This is a genomic window from Enterobacter sp. DVT3837, from assembly GCF_056238685.1.
Genome location: NZ_JBWDLA010000002.1, coordinates 295,095 through 313,580, shown reverse-complemented (window position 1 = coordinate 313,580; position 18,486 = coordinate 295,095). Strand labels below are relative to the sequence as shown.

Annotated in this window: 16 protein-coding genes, 2 tRNA genes and 2 pseudogenes; 7 read left to right on the top strand and 13 right to left on the bottom strand. The window is 50.5% G+C overall.

The features are described 5' to 3' along the window. The 4 genes from motB to flhD all read right to left on the bottom strand — a co-directional run bounded on the left by motB (position 1) and on the right by flhD (position 2,869). Positions 1–930 (bottom strand): flagellar motor protein MotB, encoded by a 930-nt coding sequence (gene motB, locus AC0XWG_RS16385; protein ID WP_028018604.1) that lies wholly within the window; start codon positions 928–930, stop codon positions 1–3. Beyond that, positions 927–1,814 (bottom strand): flagellar motor stator protein MotA, encoded by an 888-nt coding sequence (motA, locus tag AC0XWG_RS16380; RefSeq protein WP_008500417.1) that lies wholly within the window; start codon positions 1,812–1,814, stop codon positions 927–929. The genes motB and motA overlap by 4 nt, the downstream gene beginning before the upstream one ends. A 123-nt stretch (positions 1,815–1,937) precedes the next feature. Continuing rightward, positions 1,938–2,516: a flagellar transcriptional regulator FlhC gene (flhC, locus tag AC0XWG_RS16375; protein ID WP_475680834.1), complete on the bottom strand. Its 579-nt coding sequence runs from the start codon at positions 2,514–2,516 to the stop codon at positions 1,938–1,940. 2 nt (positions 2,517–2,518) lie between these two features. After that, complete coding sequence (gene flhD / locus AC0XWG_RS16370; protein WP_023312264.1) at positions 2,519–2,869, bottom strand: flagellar transcriptional regulator FlhD; 351 nt, start codon at positions 2,867–2,869, stop codon at positions 2,519–2,521. Between the two features lie 796 nt (positions 2,870–3,665). On the opposite strand from flhD, the pseudogene uspC reads away from it, so the two are divergent. Next, positions 3,666–4,094, top strand: a pseudogene (gene uspC / locus AC0XWG_RS16365) (universal stress protein UspC). A 15-nt stretch (positions 4,095–4,109) separates the two neighbouring features. On the opposite strand, the gene otsA reads toward uspC, so the two are convergent. The 5 genes from otsA to araF form a co-directional block, all read right to left on the bottom strand. Further along, positions 4,110–5,534 carry an alpha,alpha-trehalose-phosphate synthase gene (gene otsA / locus AC0XWG_RS16360; RefSeq protein WP_028018601.1) on the bottom strand — a complete coding sequence of 475 codons (1,425 nt, stop codon included), beginning with the start codon at positions 5,532–5,534 and terminating at the stop codon, positions 4,110–4,112. Next, complete coding sequence (otsB, locus tag AC0XWG_RS16355) at positions 5,509–6,312, bottom strand: trehalose-phosphatase (protein WP_028018600.1); 804 nt, start codon at positions 6,310–6,312, stop codon at positions 5,509–5,511. Before otsB ends, otsA begins: the two co-directional genes overlap by 26 nt. Before the next feature lie 176 nt (positions 6,313–6,488). After that, positions 6,489–7,469 carry an L-arabinose ABC transporter permease AraH gene (gene araH / locus AC0XWG_RS16350; RefSeq protein ID WP_032666953.1) on the bottom strand — a complete coding sequence of 327 codons (981 nt, stop codon included), beginning with the start codon at positions 7,467–7,469 and terminating at the stop codon, positions 6,489–6,491. Between the two features lie 14 nt (positions 7,470–7,483). Then, on the bottom strand, positions 7,484–8,998 hold the full coding sequence (araG, locus tag AC0XWG_RS16345; RefSeq protein ID WP_028018598.1) for an L-arabinose ABC transporter ATP-binding protein AraG: 1,515 nt from the start codon (positions 8,996–8,998) through the stop codon (positions 7,484–7,486). A 70-nt stretch (positions 8,999–9,068) separates the two neighbouring features. After that, positions 9,069–10,058, bottom strand: coding sequence for an arabinose ABC transporter substrate-binding protein AraF (gene araF / locus AC0XWG_RS16340; protein WP_024909787.1), 990 nt, complete (start codon positions 10,056–10,058; stop codon positions 9,069–9,071). A gap of 789 nt (positions 10,059–10,847) precedes the next feature. Here araF and AC0XWG_RS16335 point away from each other — a divergent pair. Together AC0XWG_RS16335 and AC0XWG_RS16330 are read left to right on the top strand one after the other, a co-directional pair. Beyond that, entirely contained in the window at positions 10,848–11,351 is a 504-nt protein-coding gene (locus tag AC0XWG_RS16335; protein WP_475680833.1) for a non-heme ferritin-like protein, read from the top strand. Between the two features lie 157 nt (positions 11,352–11,508). Beyond that, the gene (locus AC0XWG_RS16330) at positions 11,509–12,852 is read left to right on the top strand and encodes an anaerobic C4-dicarboxylate transporter (RefSeq protein WP_475680832.1); all 1,344 of its coding nucleotides are present in this window, start codon (positions 11,509–11,511) and stop codon (positions 12,850–12,852) included. A gap of 42 nt (positions 12,853–12,894) precedes the next feature. Here AC0XWG_RS16330 and AC0XWG_RS16325 read toward each other — a convergent pair whose 3' ends face one another. Then, positions 12,895–13,146, bottom strand: coding sequence for a DUF2766 family protein (locus AC0XWG_RS16325; RefSeq protein WP_028018595.1), 252 nt, complete (start codon positions 13,144–13,146; stop codon positions 12,895–12,897). A 231-nt stretch (positions 13,147–13,377) separates the two neighbouring features. Between AC0XWG_RS16325 and yecR the strand changes: the two genes are divergently transcribed. From yecR to tyrP, 3 genes are all read left to right on the top strand, one after another. Beyond that, positions 13,378–13,716, top strand: coding sequence for a YecR family lipoprotein (gene yecR, locus AC0XWG_RS16320; RefSeq protein WP_128347508.1), 339 nt, complete (start codon positions 13,378–13,380; stop codon positions 13,714–13,716). Positions 13,717–13,918: 202 nt separating this feature from the next. Next, the gene (gene ftnA, locus AC0XWG_RS16315) at positions 13,919–14,416 is read left to right on the top strand and encodes a non-heme ferritin (RefSeq protein ID WP_028018593.1); all 498 of its coding nucleotides are present in this window, start codon (positions 13,919–13,921) and stop codon (positions 14,414–14,416) included. A 248-nt stretch (positions 14,417–14,664) separates the two neighbouring features. Further along, positions 14,665–15,876 (top strand): tyrosine transporter TyrP, encoded by a 1,212-nt coding sequence (tyrP, locus tag AC0XWG_RS16310; protein WP_475680831.1) that lies wholly within the window; start codon positions 14,665–14,667, stop codon positions 15,874–15,876. Between the two features lie 426 nt (positions 15,877–16,302). Here tyrP and AC0XWG_RS16305 read toward each other — a convergent pair whose 3' ends face one another. Then, the gene (locus tag AC0XWG_RS16305) at positions 16,303–17,271 is read right to left on the bottom strand and encodes an IS5 family transposase (RefSeq protein WP_000654811.1); all 969 of its coding nucleotides are present in this window, start codon (positions 17,269–17,271) and stop codon (positions 16,303–16,305) included. A gap of 34 nt (positions 17,272–17,305) precedes the next feature. Between AC0XWG_RS16305 and AC0XWG_RS16300 the strand changes: the two are divergent. Further along, positions 17,306–18,022, top strand: a pseudogene (locus AC0XWG_RS16300) (DUF1214 domain-containing protein); the annotation flags it as partial. Positions 18,023–18,286: 264 nt separating this feature from the next. Here AC0XWG_RS16300 and AC0XWG_RS16295 read toward each other — a convergent pair. After that, positions 18,287–18,373, bottom strand: a tRNA-Leu gene (locus AC0XWG_RS16295). Positions 18,374–18,384: 11 nt separating this feature from the next. Further along, positions 18,385–18,458: transfer RNA gene (locus AC0XWG_RS16290), tRNA-Cys, on the bottom strand. Positions 18,459–18,486 lie beyond the last annotated feature (28 nt).

Genomic DNA, 18,486 nt, shown 5'->3' with positions numbered 1-18,486 from the left:
TCACCTCGGATTGGCTGGTGGCGATGTTGGAACGGCAGCCGAAGGAACGGCCCCAGGCTGTTTTAAATCGTCCAGTGACTCATTCTGACTTTCGGCGTTTTCATGCAGGATGGCCTGCTCCGCCTGCTGGTTCAGCACTAAAAGACTGATACGACGGTTGATGGCGTCATCCGGCCCGCGGTCAGAGACACGCATGGTTGCTGCCATGCCGACCACGCGCAGTACCTTGCCATCATCAAGCCCACCGGCCACCAGCTCGCGACGCGAGGCGTTGGCACGATCGGCAGAAAGCTCCCAGTTGCTGTATCCCTTCTCTCCACTGGCATACGGGAAATCATCCGTGTGTCCTGACAGGCTGATTCGGTTAGGAATGCCGTTCAGCACCGGCGCAATAGCACGCAAAATATCGCGCATGTACGGCTCAACTTCCGCACTCCCGGTCTTAAACATTGGGCGGTTCTGGCTATCAATAATCTGGATACGTAACCCTTCCTGTACCAGATCGATTTTCAGATGCGGACGCAGCGCGCGCAGTTTTGGATCTGCTTCAATCAGCTGATCGAGATCGCCACGCAGTTTCTTCAGGCGCGCCTGCTCCATCTTTCTTTTCAGCTCGTCGATGTTCGGCTCTTTTTTCACCTCACCCTTCTGCTGGGTGTAATCATCGCCACCGCCCGGGATTGGGCTGTCGCTGTTAGAGATGCGAGGCCCACCGGCCACCGCCGTCGCCAGCGGCGTTCGGAAATATTCCGCAATCTGGATCAGTTCTTTCGGGCTGGAGATGGAGATAAGCCACATCACCAGAAAGAACGCCATCATTGCAGTCATAAAATCGGCGTACGCAATTTTCCACGAGCCGTGTGCGCCATGCCCGCCGCCCTTATGCTTGCGTTTTTTTACGATGACGATCGGATGGGACTGGTTTTTCATGCGTCCTCAGTTGTCGTCTGTTGGTTTGGGTTTTTCACCGCACGCACGTGTTCTTCAAGCTCGATAAACGACGGACGCTCGCTGGAGTAAAGCGTTTTACGGCCAAACTCAACCGCGATCGGTGGCGCATAACCGTTGAGGTTAGAGAGCAGCGTGATCTTCACGCACTGCATCATTTTAGTCGTTTCCGCGCTCTTCTGGCGCAGAACGCTTGCCAGCGGAGAGATGAAGCCATACGCCAGCAAAATACCGAGGAAGGTACCCACCATCGCATGGGCGATCAGTGCGCCCAGCTCAGCGGCAGGACGATCCGCCGAGGCCAGGGCGTGAACAACCCCCATGACAGCGGCAACGATACCGAACGCAGGAAGGGAATCGCCCACCAGCGCCAGGCTGTTGGCCGGCACTTCGGATTCACTTTCGTGGGTTTCGATCTCTTCGTCCATCAGCGCTTCAATTTCGAAGGTGTTCATATTGCCGCTGATGATGAGTCGCAGGTAGTCGACGATGAAATCCAGCATCATGGCGTCGGCAAGAATGCGCGGATAGCTGGCAAAAATTTCACTCTCTTTCGGGTTTTCGATATCGCGTTCAAGAGAGAACATGCCCTGTTGACGTGACTTCGCCATCAGGCGATAGAGCAGCGCCAGCAGGTCCATATACATGCTTTTGGTGTATTTCGAGCGACGGAACAGCAATGGAATCGCTTTCAGCGTGCCCTTGATCGATTTACCGTTGTTACCAACGATAAAAGCCCCTACCCCTGCGCCGCCGATGATAATAAGTTCAGCCGGTTGATAGAGTGCTCCAAGGTGCCCGCCGGTCATCATGTAACCGCCGAAAACTGTACCGAGAACTACCAGGTAACCTAATAAGATAAGCACGACATCATCCTTCCGCTAGTGACTATGGCAAGGACGTTCAGTTCGCAGCGTTTACCGTTTGCGGGGTAAAAAAAAGCAGCGGTAATTGCTTACCGCTGCTGGAATCTTGCCCACACGTTCGGGTTAAACAGCTTGTTCGATCTGTTCATCCAGCAGTTGTGGAATAATATCGGCAGCATCCCGGGAAAGTTTACGTCTTTTTACTGCACGGGATGGAGGCTGACATAAACTACAGGCGAAGCTGCCTGCAGGCTGATGAGCATGGGTAATAAAATTGCCATCGCAGCAATTGCAGCGCGACAGTTCAAGCATTTCGCTTTCAACAAAACGCACCAGCGTCCATGCGCGGGTCAGCGCCAGCAGTGGACCATCTTCCTGCTGTGGGCATTGTTCAAGGTAAAGTTTGTACGCTTTGATCACAGCGTCAACGCCGCTACACAAACCGGTTTTGAGAAGATACTGCCAGGCGTTACAGAACATGGATGCGTGGATGTTCTGCTCCCACGTCATAAACCAGTCGGTAGAAAACGGCAGCATGCCTTTCGGCGGGGGACTACCACGTAACTCTTTGTACAGTTTGATGAGACGACCACGGCTCAACTGAGTCTCGCTTTCCAGCATTTGTAAACGAGCACCCAGTGTAATCAGCTCCATGGCCAACTGTATGTCACGCGCTTCCTGAACAATGCTTTTTTCGCTCATTGCTAGGCCCTTTTCTTACGGGCTGCGTCATCAGGCTGGCTGATTTCGTTAAGCAAGCGAGTGGAGAGAAGTATACCGGTATGGATCTGTTGAAGATCGTCAACACGGGATTCCTGCGTCAGACGCGTTATTGTCTGTGAATCATCGAAACGGAACTGACAAACCAGCTGATTCGTTTCGGCCAGTTTAACCATCTGAGGGAGGGTTAACCCCCCCAGCATGGTTGCCATTTCTTCGTTAATACCCAGACGAAACATCGCGGACGCCTTGTCCTGACTAATCAAACGCTGCGCGAGCAGTAAATACGACAAATTGATGTCATAGATATGTTTTAGCAACTCGGATGTATGCATTGTTCCCATCCCGAATAACCAACTATTATTTTTATGCGGAAAGACCGCACCCCGTGATGTCGCCGGGAAATCACCCGGTATAAAAAAGAAAAGGCCAAATGCATAGTTGAATTTAGGTTTGTATTCATTTGATACACGCAAGAGAAGAAACGCCGTTGCGCCTCTTACATCTTTTATCATTTCTTACAAATAACTAAGATTTTTCCTAATTCGACGCAAACTCTACTCGTCAGATTTGATACATACAATGCAGCCTTCCTCAAATTTAAAAAAAATGTGATCCACGTCACATAATTTAAGTGAATATCACCCATAAATCCATCAGTATGACTTGTAATTTGTTCAAATATCGAACAATCAGTACTGTTTTGTATTCTTAAATGCCGAATACTCATGCAGAAGGGTGAACATAACTGGCATATCACGTGCTTTGCCTGTCATTCCCGGTGTCTGCAATCGTTCACATCCCGAGAATGTCCTGGATACATTTTTCTTACCTCGAAAAAACATATACTTATGCGTAACGCTCAAAAAAAATGTTTCAGTATGTGATCATTCGAATTGTGTTTATAACGCGTTAAAATGATTTAATAGTGGAAGAGTAAAATTGTGTGATTTACGTTAAGTTGTTAATTTTTTTCATTTAGGCGTATTTTTCAGTTATTCTTCTTATAAGAATAATTAATGAATAATTATGATAAGCTTCACACTAATGTCGTATTCAACTCTTGCAGAACCAGGGGATTCGCGGTAAAGGTGGGCAGACGCAGTCTGTCAGACATCTAAGGAGTGCACCATGAGTTACTCCCATCTTCTTGTTTCTGTTGCTGTTTCACCCGAAAGCCATCAGCTTGTCGCCCGGGCAGTTTCCATTGCCAGGCCCCATAATGCCCGCATCAGCCTCATCACTCTCGCGGCCGAACCCGAAATGTATAACCAGCTGGCAGCCCCTATGCTTGAAGATATTCGGGAGGTACTTCAGGAATAAACACAGCAATTTCTGCGGGAGCTGGCTGAAAAGGCACAATATCCTGTTTATGAGACCGTTATTGCAACGGGAGAACTTAATGCACATATTCTCGACATGTGTCGTAAACAGAATATTGATTTAGTGATATGCGGGAACCACAACCATAGCTTTTTATCGCGCGCGGCATGTGCGGCGAAATCTATTGTTGCTTCAAGTCAGGTCGATGTGCTGTTAGTACCTCTTGGGGGAGATTAATCCCCCAGTAGAAAATCAGGCGAGTTTAGGAAATGTCGCGATCTTTTTTTGCAGATCACCATCCTTACTTTTCGGGGCGATATCACGTAAATCCTGAATAAAATTCGCCTGCCAGTGATTAATGTCGTTCTTACGGATCGTCTCCATCATTTCGGCATGCCGGGAAATGCGCTCTGTAAGCGGCATTGTCAGGGCGCGGTTCAGGGCGTTAGCCACATCATCCCGATCGTAAGGATTTACGATAAGCGCTGAAGTGAGTTCATTTGCCGCTCCGGCAAACTGTGAAAGTACCAGTACACCCGGGTCGGCAGGATCCTGGGCCGCCACATACTCTTTCGCCACCAGGTTCATCCCGTCACGCAGCGGCGTGACCAGGCCAACGTCTGCATAGCGGAACACTTTCATCAGGATTTTACGGTCAAAGTGTTGATTCAGATAAAAGAGCGGCGTCCAGCCCAGTTGGCCATAGCGGCCGTTAATGCGCCCCGCTTCTGTCTCCAGCTGATGCCGAATGTCCTGGTAGGCCTGAACTTCGCCGCGCGACGTTGGTGCTATCTGCGTATAGCGAATTTTACCGTGGTGTTGAGGGTATTTATCCAACAGCGTTTCATATGCCAGAAAGCGTTCCGGTAACCCTTTGGAATAATCAAGTCGCTCTACCGAGAAGATATTTTTCACATGCTTAAGTTCATTCTTAAGCTGCGCCAGCTTTGATGGCAACGGCCCGGCGGCCTGCTCCGCAATCTCGTCGGGTTCAATCCCAATCGGATACACTTCGGTGTGGAATGTTTTCCCCCATGCGGTATGCGTTTTTCCACCTTTGGTCACCAGGCGCGTTTTGCCTGACACAGAATCCAAAAACGCAAGGCGATCATTTTCAGTCTGGAAGCCCAACAAATCGTAATCACATAGCGCCTCCAGCAACGCTTCATGGGGTGGTAACGCGGTAAAAATCTCCGGTGTCGGGAACGGGATATGCAGGAAAAAACCAATCCGGTTATTTACGCCCCTTTCCCGCAATTCTCTGGCGAAGGGAAGCAGATGATAATCGTGGATCCATAAAATATCGTCTTCTTCGATTAAAGGCAGCAGTTTATCCGCCAGCAGCGCGTTGACTCGCGTGTAGCCTTCGAAGGATTCACGCTGGAATTTAACCAGGTCAAGACGGTAGTGAAATGCAGGCCACAGAACGGCATTCGAGAACTGCGAGTAATACTCGTCATAGTCTTTCTCTTTTAACGCGAACGATGCCCACGTAATATTTCCGCGCGTCACTTTTTTGAGCGGTTTTTCGTCTTCACTGATTTCACCACTCCAGCCAAACCACAGCCCGCCAGCAGCTTTTAAGGCACCTAACACCCCTACCGCCAGGCCACCCGCGCTGACTTTTTTATCATCAGGCGGCGCGATTCGGTTAGAGACGACGACTAAGCGACCCATAATGGTTTCCCCCTTGGTTTTGCGCTATTTGTTGTTGTTGCTGGTTAGCGATGTCAGATATCCACTGCCAGACGCTGGCGACATCCACCAGCCGCCATTGGGCAACAGTGTCGCCGGGCCCAACCTTAACGGAGATCCCTCGGGCCTGATTCACCACGCGGAACCCTGCTTCGTCGGTCAGGTCATCCCCAAAGAAAACGGGCGTCCGGCCCTTAAAAGGTTCCTCCGCCATAAACGCGGTGATGGCCGCGCCTTTATTGATCCCTTGCGGTTTTAGCTCCACCACGCATTTACCCGGCTGTAACGCCAGTTGCGGGTGCGCATTCGCAATTTCTCTGGCAAGGGCAAGCACGCGCTCTTCATGTTGTGGGGCCTGACGATAATGCAGAGCAAAGGCCATGCCTTTAGCTTCCAGTTCTGTGCCCGGCAGTTCTGCCAGCGCAGCAGAAAGTTTCTCCTGAAGACGTTGTGTGAGTGCATCGGGAAGTGAAACGATATGCGTTTGATCATGGATGTCGCGGCGCTCCGCTCCGTGTACACCGGCCAGCGGAAAGTGGTAAGGACTGGCGAGCATATCCAGCTCGGCCATTGAGCGCCCTGATATCAATGCCAGTGCTCCCTCATTCATAAGCGAGAGCTGATGCAAATCCTGTAATACCGCATCCGGAATAGACACCTGATCGGGGTGCGGTTTTATCCCGGCGAGCGTGCCGTCGAGATCAAAAAAGAAAGCATAGTGTCCGGACAGTACAGGCGGTGCGGTTAACAAGTCAGCCACCCTTTTCCTCCTTACGGTTTGCGAAAGGTAAACGCCTTTACCTCTTTCATAGCCATGTAAGTATAGACAGTGTGACGTGGCTCGCCATTTGACAACCGCCCCGCCAGTTTTACTGGCGAGGCGGTTAAGGGGTCAACTAAGGTTATAAGTTGAGCAATAAAAGACGGGAAAAAGCGTTATACGGTACGCTTCGCTTTTTGCTTGTAACGGTCGAAAATCACCGCTGCCAGCAGGATCAGGCCACGAACCACGTACTGAGAGAACGGGGAAATATTCAGCAGGTTCATGGCGTTCTCTACCGTCCCTAAGATCAGGATACCGGCCACCACATATGAGATTTTTCCGATGCCGCCCTTCAGGGAAACGCCCCCTAAAACGCAGGCCGAAATGACGATCAGCTCGTAACCGATAGAGGTCATGGGTTGGCCGCTGGTCATGCGTGATGCCAGAATAATGCCCGCGGCGGCAGAAACCAGCCCCGAGAGCACAAAGATAATAATCTTGGTTCGCACGACCGGCACCCCAGCCAGACGCGCCGCTTCTTCATTGCCACCAATCGCCAGCGTATTACGGCCAAAGGTGGTCCGGTTAAGCAGGAAGCCGAACAGGATCAGGCAGGCTACGGTCAGCCAGATAGGCGCAGGCAGACCGAGCCAGTTGGCGTAACCCAGCGTAAAGAAGCGCTCGTCTTCAATCCCCACCGCTTTACCGTCGGAAATAATATAGGCCAGGCCTCGGACAATTTGCATTGTGGCAAGCGTGGTGATCAGGGCATTTATCTTCAGACGCGCAATGACAAAACCGTTGACCAGACCGCTGATGACGCCCAGTAACAGACCGGCCAGGACGCCGATCCACAGGCTTTCAGTCATGTTGATCACCACTGCCGTGGTCACACCCGCGCAGGCAATAACGGACGCCACCGACAGGTCAAAATCGCCGGAGGCCAGGCAGAAGAGCATGCCGCAGGCCACCATCCCTGACATGGAAATGGCCAACCCCAGCCCTTTCATATTAATGAAAGTGGCAAAATTAGGAACAAAGATCGCACAGGCGAGGAACAGCGCGGCAAAGACCACCAGCATGCCGTACTGATCCCAGATGCGTCCAAAACTGAAAGCCGACTTCGGCACTCCGGATGTAGTAACAGAGGACATCATTAACTCCTTACTCAGGCGACAGCCTGGCTGACTTTAGGCATAGCGAGGTTCAACGCCTGTTGTTCATTCGCCTGTTCATGAAGTAATTCACCGGCAATTTCACCTTCACGCATCACGACAATGCGGTCGGCTACGCCAAGCACCTCCGGCAGATCGCTGGAGGCGAAGAGCACCGCCACGCCGCGTTTTGCCAGTTCATAGATCACGTTATAAATTTCGTGTTTTGCCCCCACATCAATACCGCGCGTTGGCTCATCTAATAAAATGACCTTCATATCTTCCGACAGCCAGCGGCCTAAAATAGCCTTCTGCTGGTTTCCGCCGGAGAGATTCATGATCAGCTGTTCCGGGCCAGGCGTTTTGATATTCAGCGAACGAATATGGTGGTCGGCATTGCTCGACTCCCAGCTATCGTTAATCAGGCAACCGGCGCGGATAAACTTACGGCGGGCGGAAATATTGATGTTATCGCGCACCGAATGAACCGGAATAATCCCCTCCGCTTTACGGTCTTCCGGGCAGAGCATCATCCCCGCCCTGATCGCGTGGGCCGGTTTCTGAATATCTACCCGCTCGCCGTCAATGGAAACCTGACCTTCGGTAATCCGGGTACCGCCGAATAACCCTTTCATCAACTCGCTGCGCCCCGCCCCCACCAGGCCAAACAGTCCGACGATTTCACCGCTGCGTACTGACAAGGAGATTGGCGTACGCACGCCTGGCGCTTTTACGCTATCCAGACGCAGGCGTTCAGGGCCATACTCGCGCGGCTGCCAGTGATAAATGTCACCCAACTCGCGGCCAACCATCGCCTGAACAAGCTGGTCATGGTTAACCTGCTTCATGTCGGTAAAGGTGCGTACATAGCGTCCGTCTTTAAAGACGGTAATGGCATCACTCAGGGCGAATATCTCTTCCATACGGTGCGAAACGTACAAAATGGTGCGGCCTTCCTGACGCAATTCACGGATCACACGGAACAAATTTTCGATTTCACGCGCGGAGAGAGAACTGGTGGGTTCATCGAAGGCTATGATTCGGGCGTTACGCGCCAGCGCCTTAGCAATTTCAACCATCTGCCACTGACCAATGGAGAGATATTTCAGTGGCGTCTGGGGATCAACGTCCAGGCCAAGATGTTTAAGCTGCAGCCCCGCTTCATAATTAAGTAGCGAACGATTCACCACGCCGCTTTTATGCGGAAGCTGTCCTAAATAGATGTTTTCTGCCACGGTCATCTCAGGGATGAGGTGCAGTTCCTGATAAATAATGGCTACCCCGGCGTTGAGCGACGCCGTGGTATCGGCAAACGCCACCTCGTCTCCGCGAATAGCCAGCGTGCCGGTCGTCGGCGTGTAGTTACCGCTGAGGATTTTCAACAGCGTGGATTTTCCCGCGCCGTTTTCGCCCATCAGGGCGTGAACCTGGCCGGCATAGCAGTCGAAACTGATATCGGTCAGCGCATTAACACCGGGGAAAGTTTTACCGATGCCGCGAAAAGAGAGATACGGCTCAGACTGTTGCATAACGTCTCCGTGATTCCAGTAGTGTGTACATCTGGCCCCTCACAGGAATGAGGGGCACAATCACAGCGAATTACTTACCGCCCAATCCTTTTTTCGCCAGTTCCTCTTTGAAGTTATCGCGGGTGATCAGCACCACGTCAGTCACTTCGGTAAATTTCGGCGGTTCAGCCCCTTTGGTTACCCAGTTGTAGAGCATCTCGCTGGATTTGTAGCCGTGAACGTCCGGGCTTGGCAGCAGAGAGCCATAGAAGCCAGTGGCCTGCGCTTTGGACAGCTCGCTGACTGCGTCAACGCCGTTGATGCCGATCCCGATCACGTCAGGCGCTTTGAAGCCCTGGCCTTCCGTCGCGCGTACTCCGCCCAGCACGGTATTGTCGTTCATCCCGACCACCAGCCAGTGTTTCACCTCCGGATGCTGAACCAGCATGGAGTTCGCGGCGTCGAAAGCACCCGGGATATCGTTGGATTTGGTGGGGACTTTGTAGATCTGTTTTTCCGGGAAGCCGGCTGCTTTCAGCGCGTCCATGGAACCGGAAGTACGGCGGCGAGCCGTGTCCAGTTCGTCCGCAGTAATGGCCATCACAGCGGTTTCTTTCACATCCCAGCCACGTTTTTGCATCTCTTTATAAAGTTCCTGGCCCTGACGTTCACCGATTTTGGTCGCCGCCATCATCACCAGAGGGACGCTGTCCATCGGTTTGCCTTTGGCGTTAACGAACTGATCGTCAACCGCAATGACCTTCATGTCGTAACCACGCGCTTTCGCCGCGATTGCCGATCCCAGTTTTGGATCGGGTGTGCAGATAACGAAACCTTTCGCACCGCTGGCCGCCAGGCTGTCGATGGCATTCAGGGTTTTTTCACCGTCAGGCACGGCGATTTTAATCACTTCAAAACCTAAATCTTTTCCGGCTTTATCTGCGAATTTCCACTCAGTCTGGAACCAGGGTTCTTCGGGCTGTTTTACCAAAAAACCGAGTTTTAAATTCTCAGCGATAGCGGATTGTGACATAACGGCAGCCAGACCGATGGCCGCCAGCGCTTTAGTAAATTTGTGCATGGTAAACTCCAGCTTTAGCATTCTTTTCTGTAGGGAATATGTGCGTGCTTCTTATTTAATCGGACTTAAAACAAGGCATTAGCGCTTACCTCGTCATAAGCGTTATTGCTGGTGATAGTTTTAGCGGGAAATTAATCATCCATAAGAGAGCCCCATCACACCGCAGAATTACAGTAATTGCGTACATAAATTCAGCGATAAATGACATAAAAAAGGCAGGATTTGTCAGACAAATGAAAGAGGGTTAAGCAGAATTATCCATAAGATTAGCTAAGAAATCCCTGACACCGTCCGCTGGGAAAAATGGCAACCAACGAAAAAAAAGATCAAACAGCGTTTCATCACAAATGCACGGGAACCACATCAGACTGTTATTCTGCAGAAATTGATTTAGCGCAATTTTTCCCGCGTATCATATATTCGCAATGAATAATCTGTATTTCATTTTTTCTCAGAGCATTATTCCGACTTAATATTTACGGAAGAACATTAGCATGCGACAAATTAAAATAACAATTAATTATCAATGGTTTATGCTATATTTACCTTATGAAAATCCATTTGCAAATTTGTAGTATTTTAATTTTTGTAATGTATGGTAAAAATAAGGTGTTTAGGAGTTTTCTTACCCCGGAGACAAGGGTATGCTTATTTATATCGAACACAGGAAGTGAATTTTAGATCGATTTTAGAAACTGCGGAAATTGTATATCTGCGAGTTCTTCGTCAATGCCTGACGCTCAGGTTAAGCAGCGGACATCTCGTCCCACAGTCAATAAGGATATGAGTATGGCTACCCCAACGATGATGCAAAAACTAAATGCGCAGATGAACCTTGAGTTCTATGCGTCCAATCTGCACCTTCACTTAAGTGCGTGGTGTGCTGAGAACAGTCTTACGGGTTCAGCAACATTCTTCCGTACTCAGGCACAAAGTAACGTCACGCACATGATGCGCGTCTTTAACTTCATGAAGGCCGTTGGCGCCAATCCTGTTGTTAAAGCCCTTGATACCATTAACGATGACTACTCCTCCCTGGAAGAACTGTTCCAGAAAACGCTTGAAGAGTATGAGCAACGTTGCACCACTCTCAGTAAACTGGCCGATGAAGCCAAAGCGCAGCAAGACACTACCACCCTTAAATTCTTACGCGACATGGACAAAGAACAGCAGCAGGACGGCATGCTGCTGAAGATACTGGCGGATGAACTGCGCAATGCGCGACAGGCAGGGTTATGCCCGGAACAAACTGACCGTCACCTGCTCGGCATTGTGACGGTGCAACATCACTGATCCCTTTTAACCTGCTCCCGTCCGGGCGCAGGTTCCCCATCTCACCGCCAACCTTCTGCTTTTGCTGAAATTTAACAAATCAGATCTTGCTCCCAATGATTATCCACACAACATGTAATGATTTATTTAATTACATAATCATTGACGAGGGAGCATCATGATCACCATCGAGTTTGTTGTCATTCTCCTCTGCCTGCTGACAGGTACACGTTTCGGCGGTATGGGGCTGGGGTTAATAAGCGGTATTGGGCTTTTTATTTTGTGTTTTGTTTTTGGGCTGCAACCTGGCAAGCCCCCGGTTGACGTCATGTTGACCATCCTCGCGGTGATTGGTTGTGCTGCTACTCTGCAGACCGCAGGCGGTCTCAATGTCATGATGCAATTTGCAGAGCGCCTTCTGCGTAAACACCCGCAGCACATCACACTTCTCGCCCCCTTTACTACCTGGATGCTGACTTTTCTGTGTGGCACCGGGCATGTGGTCTACACCATGTTCCCGATCATTGCAGATATCGCCCTGAAAAAAGGGATCCGCCCGGAACGTCCAATGGCGGTAGCATCCGTGGCCTCGCAGATGGCGATTACGGCATCACCGGTTTCCGTTGCCGTTGTATCGCTGGTGTCCATCCTGGGCGCTCAGCATGGAATTGGCCATGCGTGGGGCATCCTTGAAATACTTGCAGTGTCAGTTCCTGCTTCACTTTTCGGTGTAGTCATCGCTGCCCTGTGGAGTTTGCGGCGCGGGAAAGATCTGGCCGACGACATGGATTTTCAGGAGAAGCTTAAAGATCCAAAGCAGCGCGAGTTTATCTATGGCGGAACAGAGACGTTAATGAATCAACGTTTTCCAAAACAAGCCTACTGGTCCACGTGGATTTTCTTTGCCGGTATTGCCGTAGTGGTGCTGCTGGGCGCATTCCCGGAATTACGCCCCGCCTTTGAGCTGAAAGGCAAAATGACGGCGCTGTCGATGAACCTTGTCATTCAGATGATGATGTTAATTGCAGGCGCCGTAATGCTGATGGCCTGCAAGGTCAATGCCTCTGCTATTTCTAACGGTGCGGTATTCAAAGCCGGAATGGTGGCGATCTTCTCGGTGTTCGGCGTGGCGTGGATGAGTGATACCTTTTTCCAGGCGCATCTTGACGAGTTAAAACTGGCGCTGGAAGGCGTTGTGAAAAGCCACCCGTGGACGTATGCCATTGTACTGTTTCTGGTGTCGAAGCTGGTGAACAGCCAGGCCGCAGCGCTGACGGCCGTTGCGCCCATGGGCCTGATGTTGGGTATTGAGCCGAAAATGCTGATCGCCTTTTTCCCGGCGTCATACGGCTATTTTGTCCTGCCGACCTACCCAAGTGATTTGGCCTGTATCGGTTTTGACCGTTCAGGAACGACCCGCATCGGCAAATTTATCATCAACCACAGCTTTATTCTGCCAGGGCTGATTGGTGTAAGTTGCGCGTGCGCGGCAAGCTACCTGCTGGTCCAGACGTTCTTCTGATGGCATTGAAGGGCGACAAATACTGTCGCCCATTTCCACTCTTCAGTGAGACTCACTCTGCGGCGTGAATCGCAGCTCAATCAGCGCAATGGCTTTTTGGATGGCACGAAGCGTAACCGGATCAGCCGCTGCCGGATGACTGGCGAAATCAATGTTTTTCAGCTGAGTAGACATCTTCTCGCGCACTTCAACCGGCGCAATAACGTCCAGGACATCAAGGATTTGTTTGATAACCAGCTGACAGGCGACAACGTCAGAGACCAGTTCCTGATCGGCACTCAGGTTTTGAGACATGGGGGCTTTCTCCTTATTTAAAGGCCGCCATAGTAGCAAAACGCAGGCTCTTTTATCTCCCCTTCGTCACGTACAGGTACAAAAAAACCGCCAATATTAAATGTACCGGATGCGGATTACATTCAATTCCATCCCGTTGCAAAGAGAGAGGGCAGATTGTCCGGCTATTCCAGGCATTGCAGCAAACATCTGCAGGTACGATAACGTATTTCCATCCATTCAGAGCGAACCATGAAAAGAGTCATCGTAGCTGGCACGATCCTGCTGCTCGCGGGGTGTAGCATTAACCGCCAGGCTGAGGTCAGTAGTCTCGACGCGCCCAACGGCATAGTCCGCCTCGACTACGGCCAGGCGGCGCTACAAAATGCGTATTCTGATGAGTATGTGAATAACGGTACGGCGGTAAAAGCGTGTCAGAGCATGGGGTATGCCACCGCCTCTGCCTATGGCCAGCCCATCAAAACCTGCACGCTGATTAGCGGCTCTCTGTGTCTGAACGAGAGCGTGACTATCCAGTATAAATGTATGGGTTTTGCCGTTAACCCTAAGTCAAATAATCCGTGGTATTAATCAGGACTGCCAGTGTTTGCTGGCAGTTTATTTCATTACGAACAAAAATAATTCTCATTAATAAATACAAAAATCGTCAATGCGTTTTATTCCCATTCGTATTTTAAATAAAGAAATAAAAATTTTACGTTTTGCAAATAATTAAATAACAAATTATAGTATCGCTCATTGTGAATCAGAAATAATAACCGGGAGCGCCACTATGCTGAAAACTGAAATGATCGACAAGCTCAATGCACAAATGAACCTTGAGCTTTTTTCGTCCCTGCTCTACCAGCAGATGAGCGCCTGGTGCAGCTTCCACAGTTTCGAAGGCGCGGCTGCGTTTTTGCGTCGTCACGCTCAGGAAGAGATGACCCATATGCAACGTCTGTTTGATTATCTGACAGATACCGGCGCCCTGCCGCGCATTGAGAACGTGGCATCACCGTTTGCTGAGTACACATCTCTCGATGAACTGTTCCGCGCGACCTACGAGCACGAACAATTAATCACACAGAAAATTAACGAACTGGTTCATGCGGCAATGACCAGCCAGGATTATCCAACCTTTAACTTCCTGCAATGGTATGTAGCTGAACAGCACGAAGAAGAGAAGCTGTTTAAATCCGTCCTGGATAAATTATCTCTGGTGGGTAAATCTGGTGAAGGTCTTTACTTTATTGATAAAGAACTTTCTACCCTCGATACGCAAAATTAATTCCAGCGCGGTGCCGAAAATCGGTGCCGCGTTTTTTTACTTACATTCCCTGCATCAAAACCCTCATTGTATTTCCTGTTCCCCTTATTAACGTTACGTCTGGATGACGCCCCATGCATGATCGCAGAGCGCTCGATTTCGTAAACATTTCATTACACTACTTGTAACGGTGATTTGACGAGTTACCGCTTTTCCCTTACTCTGCGCCGCAGATTTTGTCGCGATTACGAATCGTTGTAGAGGAAAGCGTGAAAAACAGAACCCTGGGAAGTATTTTTATCGTCGCCGGAACGACGATTGGAGCAGGAATGCTGGCAATGCCCCTGGCAGCCGCAGGCGTGGGGTTTGGGATGACCTTGCTGCTACTTGGCATGCTCTGGGCGTTAATGTGCTACACCGCACTATTGTTGCTTGAGGTGTATCAGCATGTGCCAGCCGACACCGGTCTGGGTTCTCTTGCAGCACGCTATCTGGGACGCTACGGTCAGTGGATAACCGGCTTTAGCATGATGTTCCTGATGTACGCTCTGACTGCCGCCTATATTAGCGGCGCCGGGGAGCTCATCGCCTCCAGCGTCAATGACTGGTTCGGCTCCGATATTACCCCGGCAACCGGCGCCATTTTCTTTGCGCTCATTGGCGGTGGCGTGGTCTGCGTGGGGACATCGCTGGTCGATCTGTTTAACCGTTTTCTGTTCAGCGCCAAAATTCTGTTCCTGATTGTGATGCTGGTACTGCTCGCGCCGCATGTACACAAGGTCAACCTGCTGACGCTGCCGCTGGAAAAAGGGCTGGCGCTTTCCGCGATCCCGGTCATTTTCACTTCGTTTGGTTTTCACGGCAGCGTGCCGAGCATTGTCAGCTATATGAACGGCGATATTCGCAAGCTGCGCCGTGTCTTTGTTATCGGCAGCGCAATCCCCCTGATTGCCTATATTTTCTGGCAACTGGTGACGCTGGGCAGCATTGACTCTTCGACCTTTATTGGACTGATGGCGCAACACGCCGGCCTGAATGGTTTTCTGCTGGCACTGCGCGAGGTTGTGACCTCCCCACATGTGGAACTGGCGGTACACCTGTTTGCCGACCTGGCACTGGCCACGTCGTTCCTGGGTGTTGCGCTGGGCCTGTTTGATTACCTGGCTGACCTGTTCCAGCGTCGCAATACCGCGGCTGGACGGTTGCAGACGGGCGCAATCACCTTCCTGCCACCGCTGGCCTTTGCGCTGTTTTACCCACGCGGGTTTGTGATGGCGCTGGGTTACGCGGGGGTGGCACTGTCGATCCTTGCCCTGTTGCTCCCTTCCCTGCTGGCATGGAAGAGCCGTCAGCAACATCCTCAGCAAGGGTATCGCGTGGCGGGGGGAAAACCGCTGCTGTGTATCGTGCTTGGCTGTGGCGTGGTGATTATTCTGGTGCAGGTTTTGATTGCAGCGGGAATGCTGCCTGAAGTGGGTTAAAAACGGGGGTTAAGGGGAAACTACCAGCTACCATAGGGGTATGTTTACCCTTTGATAAAACCCCTTATGTCCTGATAAGGCAGAGACTGCGCTTACGCGGATTCAGGAAAACATCAGAGAGTTGAAAGAAATTCAGTCGGTGATTTCAGATTTATAAACAATACGCGGGCACGAGGCCCGCGATATTGCTTAACCCCCAATTGAAAAAACTCAGTGAACACTAACATAGTATTTCCTTCGGGAAGGAATACGTATTGACATATACATTCTCATAAATTCTCGGTTCATCTTTCAATGATTTAAATTTATTATGCATACACCATTGTTTTTTGTTAGAACAATCGAAATCTAAATCAACACACAGTCATTAAGGCTTTGTTGAATAAATAAGATTTCGTGCGAACGACCCTGTAGCTGGCTGGATTTTCAGGCAATACGCACGCTTTCTGGCATCCCAGCCTTTGTCATCCTGTTCAACGCACGCACCATGGCCATAGCTTCCGCTACCTGACCATCGTAGTCACGCAGCGTCAGTGAATCTCCCAACAACTGCTTCATTCTGTACATTGCCGTTTCCGCTATCGAGCGACGGTTATATTCCGTTGTCCATTTCCACCGTGCATTGCTTCCGCTCAGCCGCTGATTAGCAACGGCACGGTTGCGGTCTGCGTACTCACCGGGCCAGTAACCTGCTCCTTTTCGGGGAGGAATAAGCGCGCTGATTTTTTTGCGGCGCAGTTCATCGTGACAGAGCCGGGTATCGTAAGCCCCGTCTGCCGCGGCTGCCCTGATTTTTCTGTGAGTCTGCCGGATAAGGCCCGGGAAGGCTTCTGAGTCCGTGACGTTATTCAGCGACAGGTCTGCACAGACAACTTCATGTGTGTTGCTGTCAACAGCAAGATGCAACTTTCGCCAGATACGACGGCGCTCTTTGCCGTGCTTTCTGACTTTCCATTCGCCTTCACCAAAGACCTTCAGCCCGGTGGAATCAATCACCAGGTGTGCGATTTCACCCCGGGTGGACGTTTTGAAACTGACATTAACCGACTTTGCCCGCTTACTGACACTGGTGTAATCCGGGCAGCGCAACGGAACGTTCATCAGGGCAAAAATGGAATCAATAAAACCCTGCGCAGCCCGCAGGGTCAGCCGGAATACGCGTTTAATCACCAGAACGGTGGTGATGGCGAGATCAGAATAGCGCTGGGGCCTTCCTCGTGATGAAGGCGTTGCCGACTCATACCAGGCCTGAATCGCCTCATCATCCAGCCAGAAAGTGAGGGAGCCACGGTTGATGAGAGCTTTGTTGTAGGTGGACCAGTTGGTGATTCTGAACTTTTGCTTTGCCACGGAATGGTCTGTGTTGTCGGGAGGATGCGTGATCTGATCCTTCAACTCAGCAAAAGTTCGATTTATTCAACAAAGCCGCGCAGGCGAGACGCGCTGGGTGGTGCCTGAGAAATTCTTTGATCAATTCGCAAATGTGCTGGAAAAAGTGCCGCCACTGCCTGGCGAAGAGGCCATGTACGCTCAGTACCGCCATCTGGTAGAGGCCGGGAAGAAAAACCCTGAGGTGCGCAAATGGATGGATGAAACAGCCATCGAGACGGATAAAACGGTTATTGCAGAATTCTTTAAATGGAAGAATAACGGCGTACCTGCCGGCAATGGCTGGAACCGTTCTAAAAATAACGCCGAGTTCGGTGTGGACTACTACAACCGAACCGGCACCTCCAAATCGAATATGTTCGATAACAAACCGAACGAAACCCAGTATTTCTACACCGACAATGATGCCGCAAACGTACAGCTTTCCGGAGCCCATGACTACACGGTAACCTTCGCAAAAGGCGAACTTCCTCCTGTAAAAGGGTTCTGGTCACTCACGCTTTACAACAGCAAGCATCTGTTTAGTCCAAATGAGCTTAACCGTTACTCTCTGGGGACGAAAAATAAAAATCTGAAGTACAACGATGACGGCTCTCTGACACTGTACGTCAGCAAAAATCGCCCATCAGAGGATAAAGTGAATAACTGGCTTCCGGCACCTGACGGTAACCTGTCACTCTATATCCGCGCTTACTGGGGAGAGCAGTCGATTCTCGATGGCACCTGGCAGCCACCGAAAATTGAAACGGTAAAATAAGCCTAACTAATGACCCTTTGTTTAAAACTTAGGGTCGTTTTACTTACATATACACAAGGTCTACTTTTCGCTTCAGACCGAAATCGATCGTTACGCTTTGGTCGAGTTCAGATGAGCAAATTCAGTAAACCACTGCAAAGGCTCTAGTCACGCATAGGGGAAACAGGAAAATTACTGTAGTGGAGGGTGGAAAAGGCAATAAAAAACCACCTTTCGGTGGTTTATACGACACTGCTTATCATTGATTTTATTCTTCTGTTCCCATGGTAGCCGGAGTGGGACTTGAACCCACACAGCGCGAACGCCGAGGGATTTTAAATCCCTTGTGTCTACCGATTCCACCATCCGGCCAGGGAAGAAAGTGGAGGCGCGTTCCGGAGTCGAACCGGACTAGACGGATTTGCAATCCGCTACATAACCGCTTTGCTAACGCGCCGTTAAATCTTTCAAACTGACACCCGCTA

Bases quoted from the DNA above. Each gene is read 5' to 3' on its own strand.
- flhC (WP_475680834.1), bottom strand. From the start codon at position 2,516: ATGAGCGAAAAAAGCATTGTTCAGGAAGCGCGTGACATACAGTTGGCC.
- yecR (WP_128347508.1), top strand. From the start codon at position 13,378: ATGAAAAGAGTCATCGTAGCTGGCACGATCCTGCTGCTCGCGGGGTGT.
- araF (WP_024909787.1), bottom strand. From the start codon at position 10,058: ATGCACAAATTTACTAAAGCGCTGGCGGCCATCGGTCTGGCTGCCGTT.
- AC0XWG_RS16325 (WP_028018595.1), bottom strand. From the start codon at position 13,146: ATGTCTCAAAACCTGAGTGCCGATCAGGAACTGGTCTCTGACGTTGTC.
- araG (WP_028018598.1), bottom strand. From the start codon at position 8,998: ATGCAACAGTCTGAGCCGTATCTCTCTTTTCGCGGCATCGGTAAAACT.
- otsA (WP_028018601.1), bottom strand. From the start codon at position 5,534: ATGGGTCGCTTAGTCGTCGTCTCTAACCGAATCGCGCCGCCTGATGAT.
- ftnA (WP_028018593.1), top strand. From the start codon at position 13,919: ATGCTGAAAACTGAAATGATCGACAAGCTCAATGCACAAATGAACCTT.
- flhD (WP_023312264.1), bottom strand. From the start codon at position 2,869: ATGCATACATCCGAGTTGCTAAAACATATCTATGACATCAATTTGTCG.
- AC0XWG_RS16330 (WP_475680832.1), top strand. From the start codon at position 11,509: ATGATCACCATCGAGTTTGTTGTCATTCTCCTCTGCCTGCTGACAGGT.
- motB (WP_028018604.1), bottom strand. From the start codon at position 930: ATGAAAAACCAGTCCCATCCGATCGTCATCGTAAAAAAACGCAAGCAT.
- araH (WP_032666953.1), bottom strand. From the start codon at position 7,469: ATGTCCTCTGTTACTACATCCGGAGTGCCGAAGTCGGCTTTCAGTTTT.
- AC0XWG_RS16335 (WP_475680833.1), top strand. From the start codon at position 10,848: ATGGCTACCCCAACGATGATGCAAAAACTAAATGCGCAGATGAACCTT.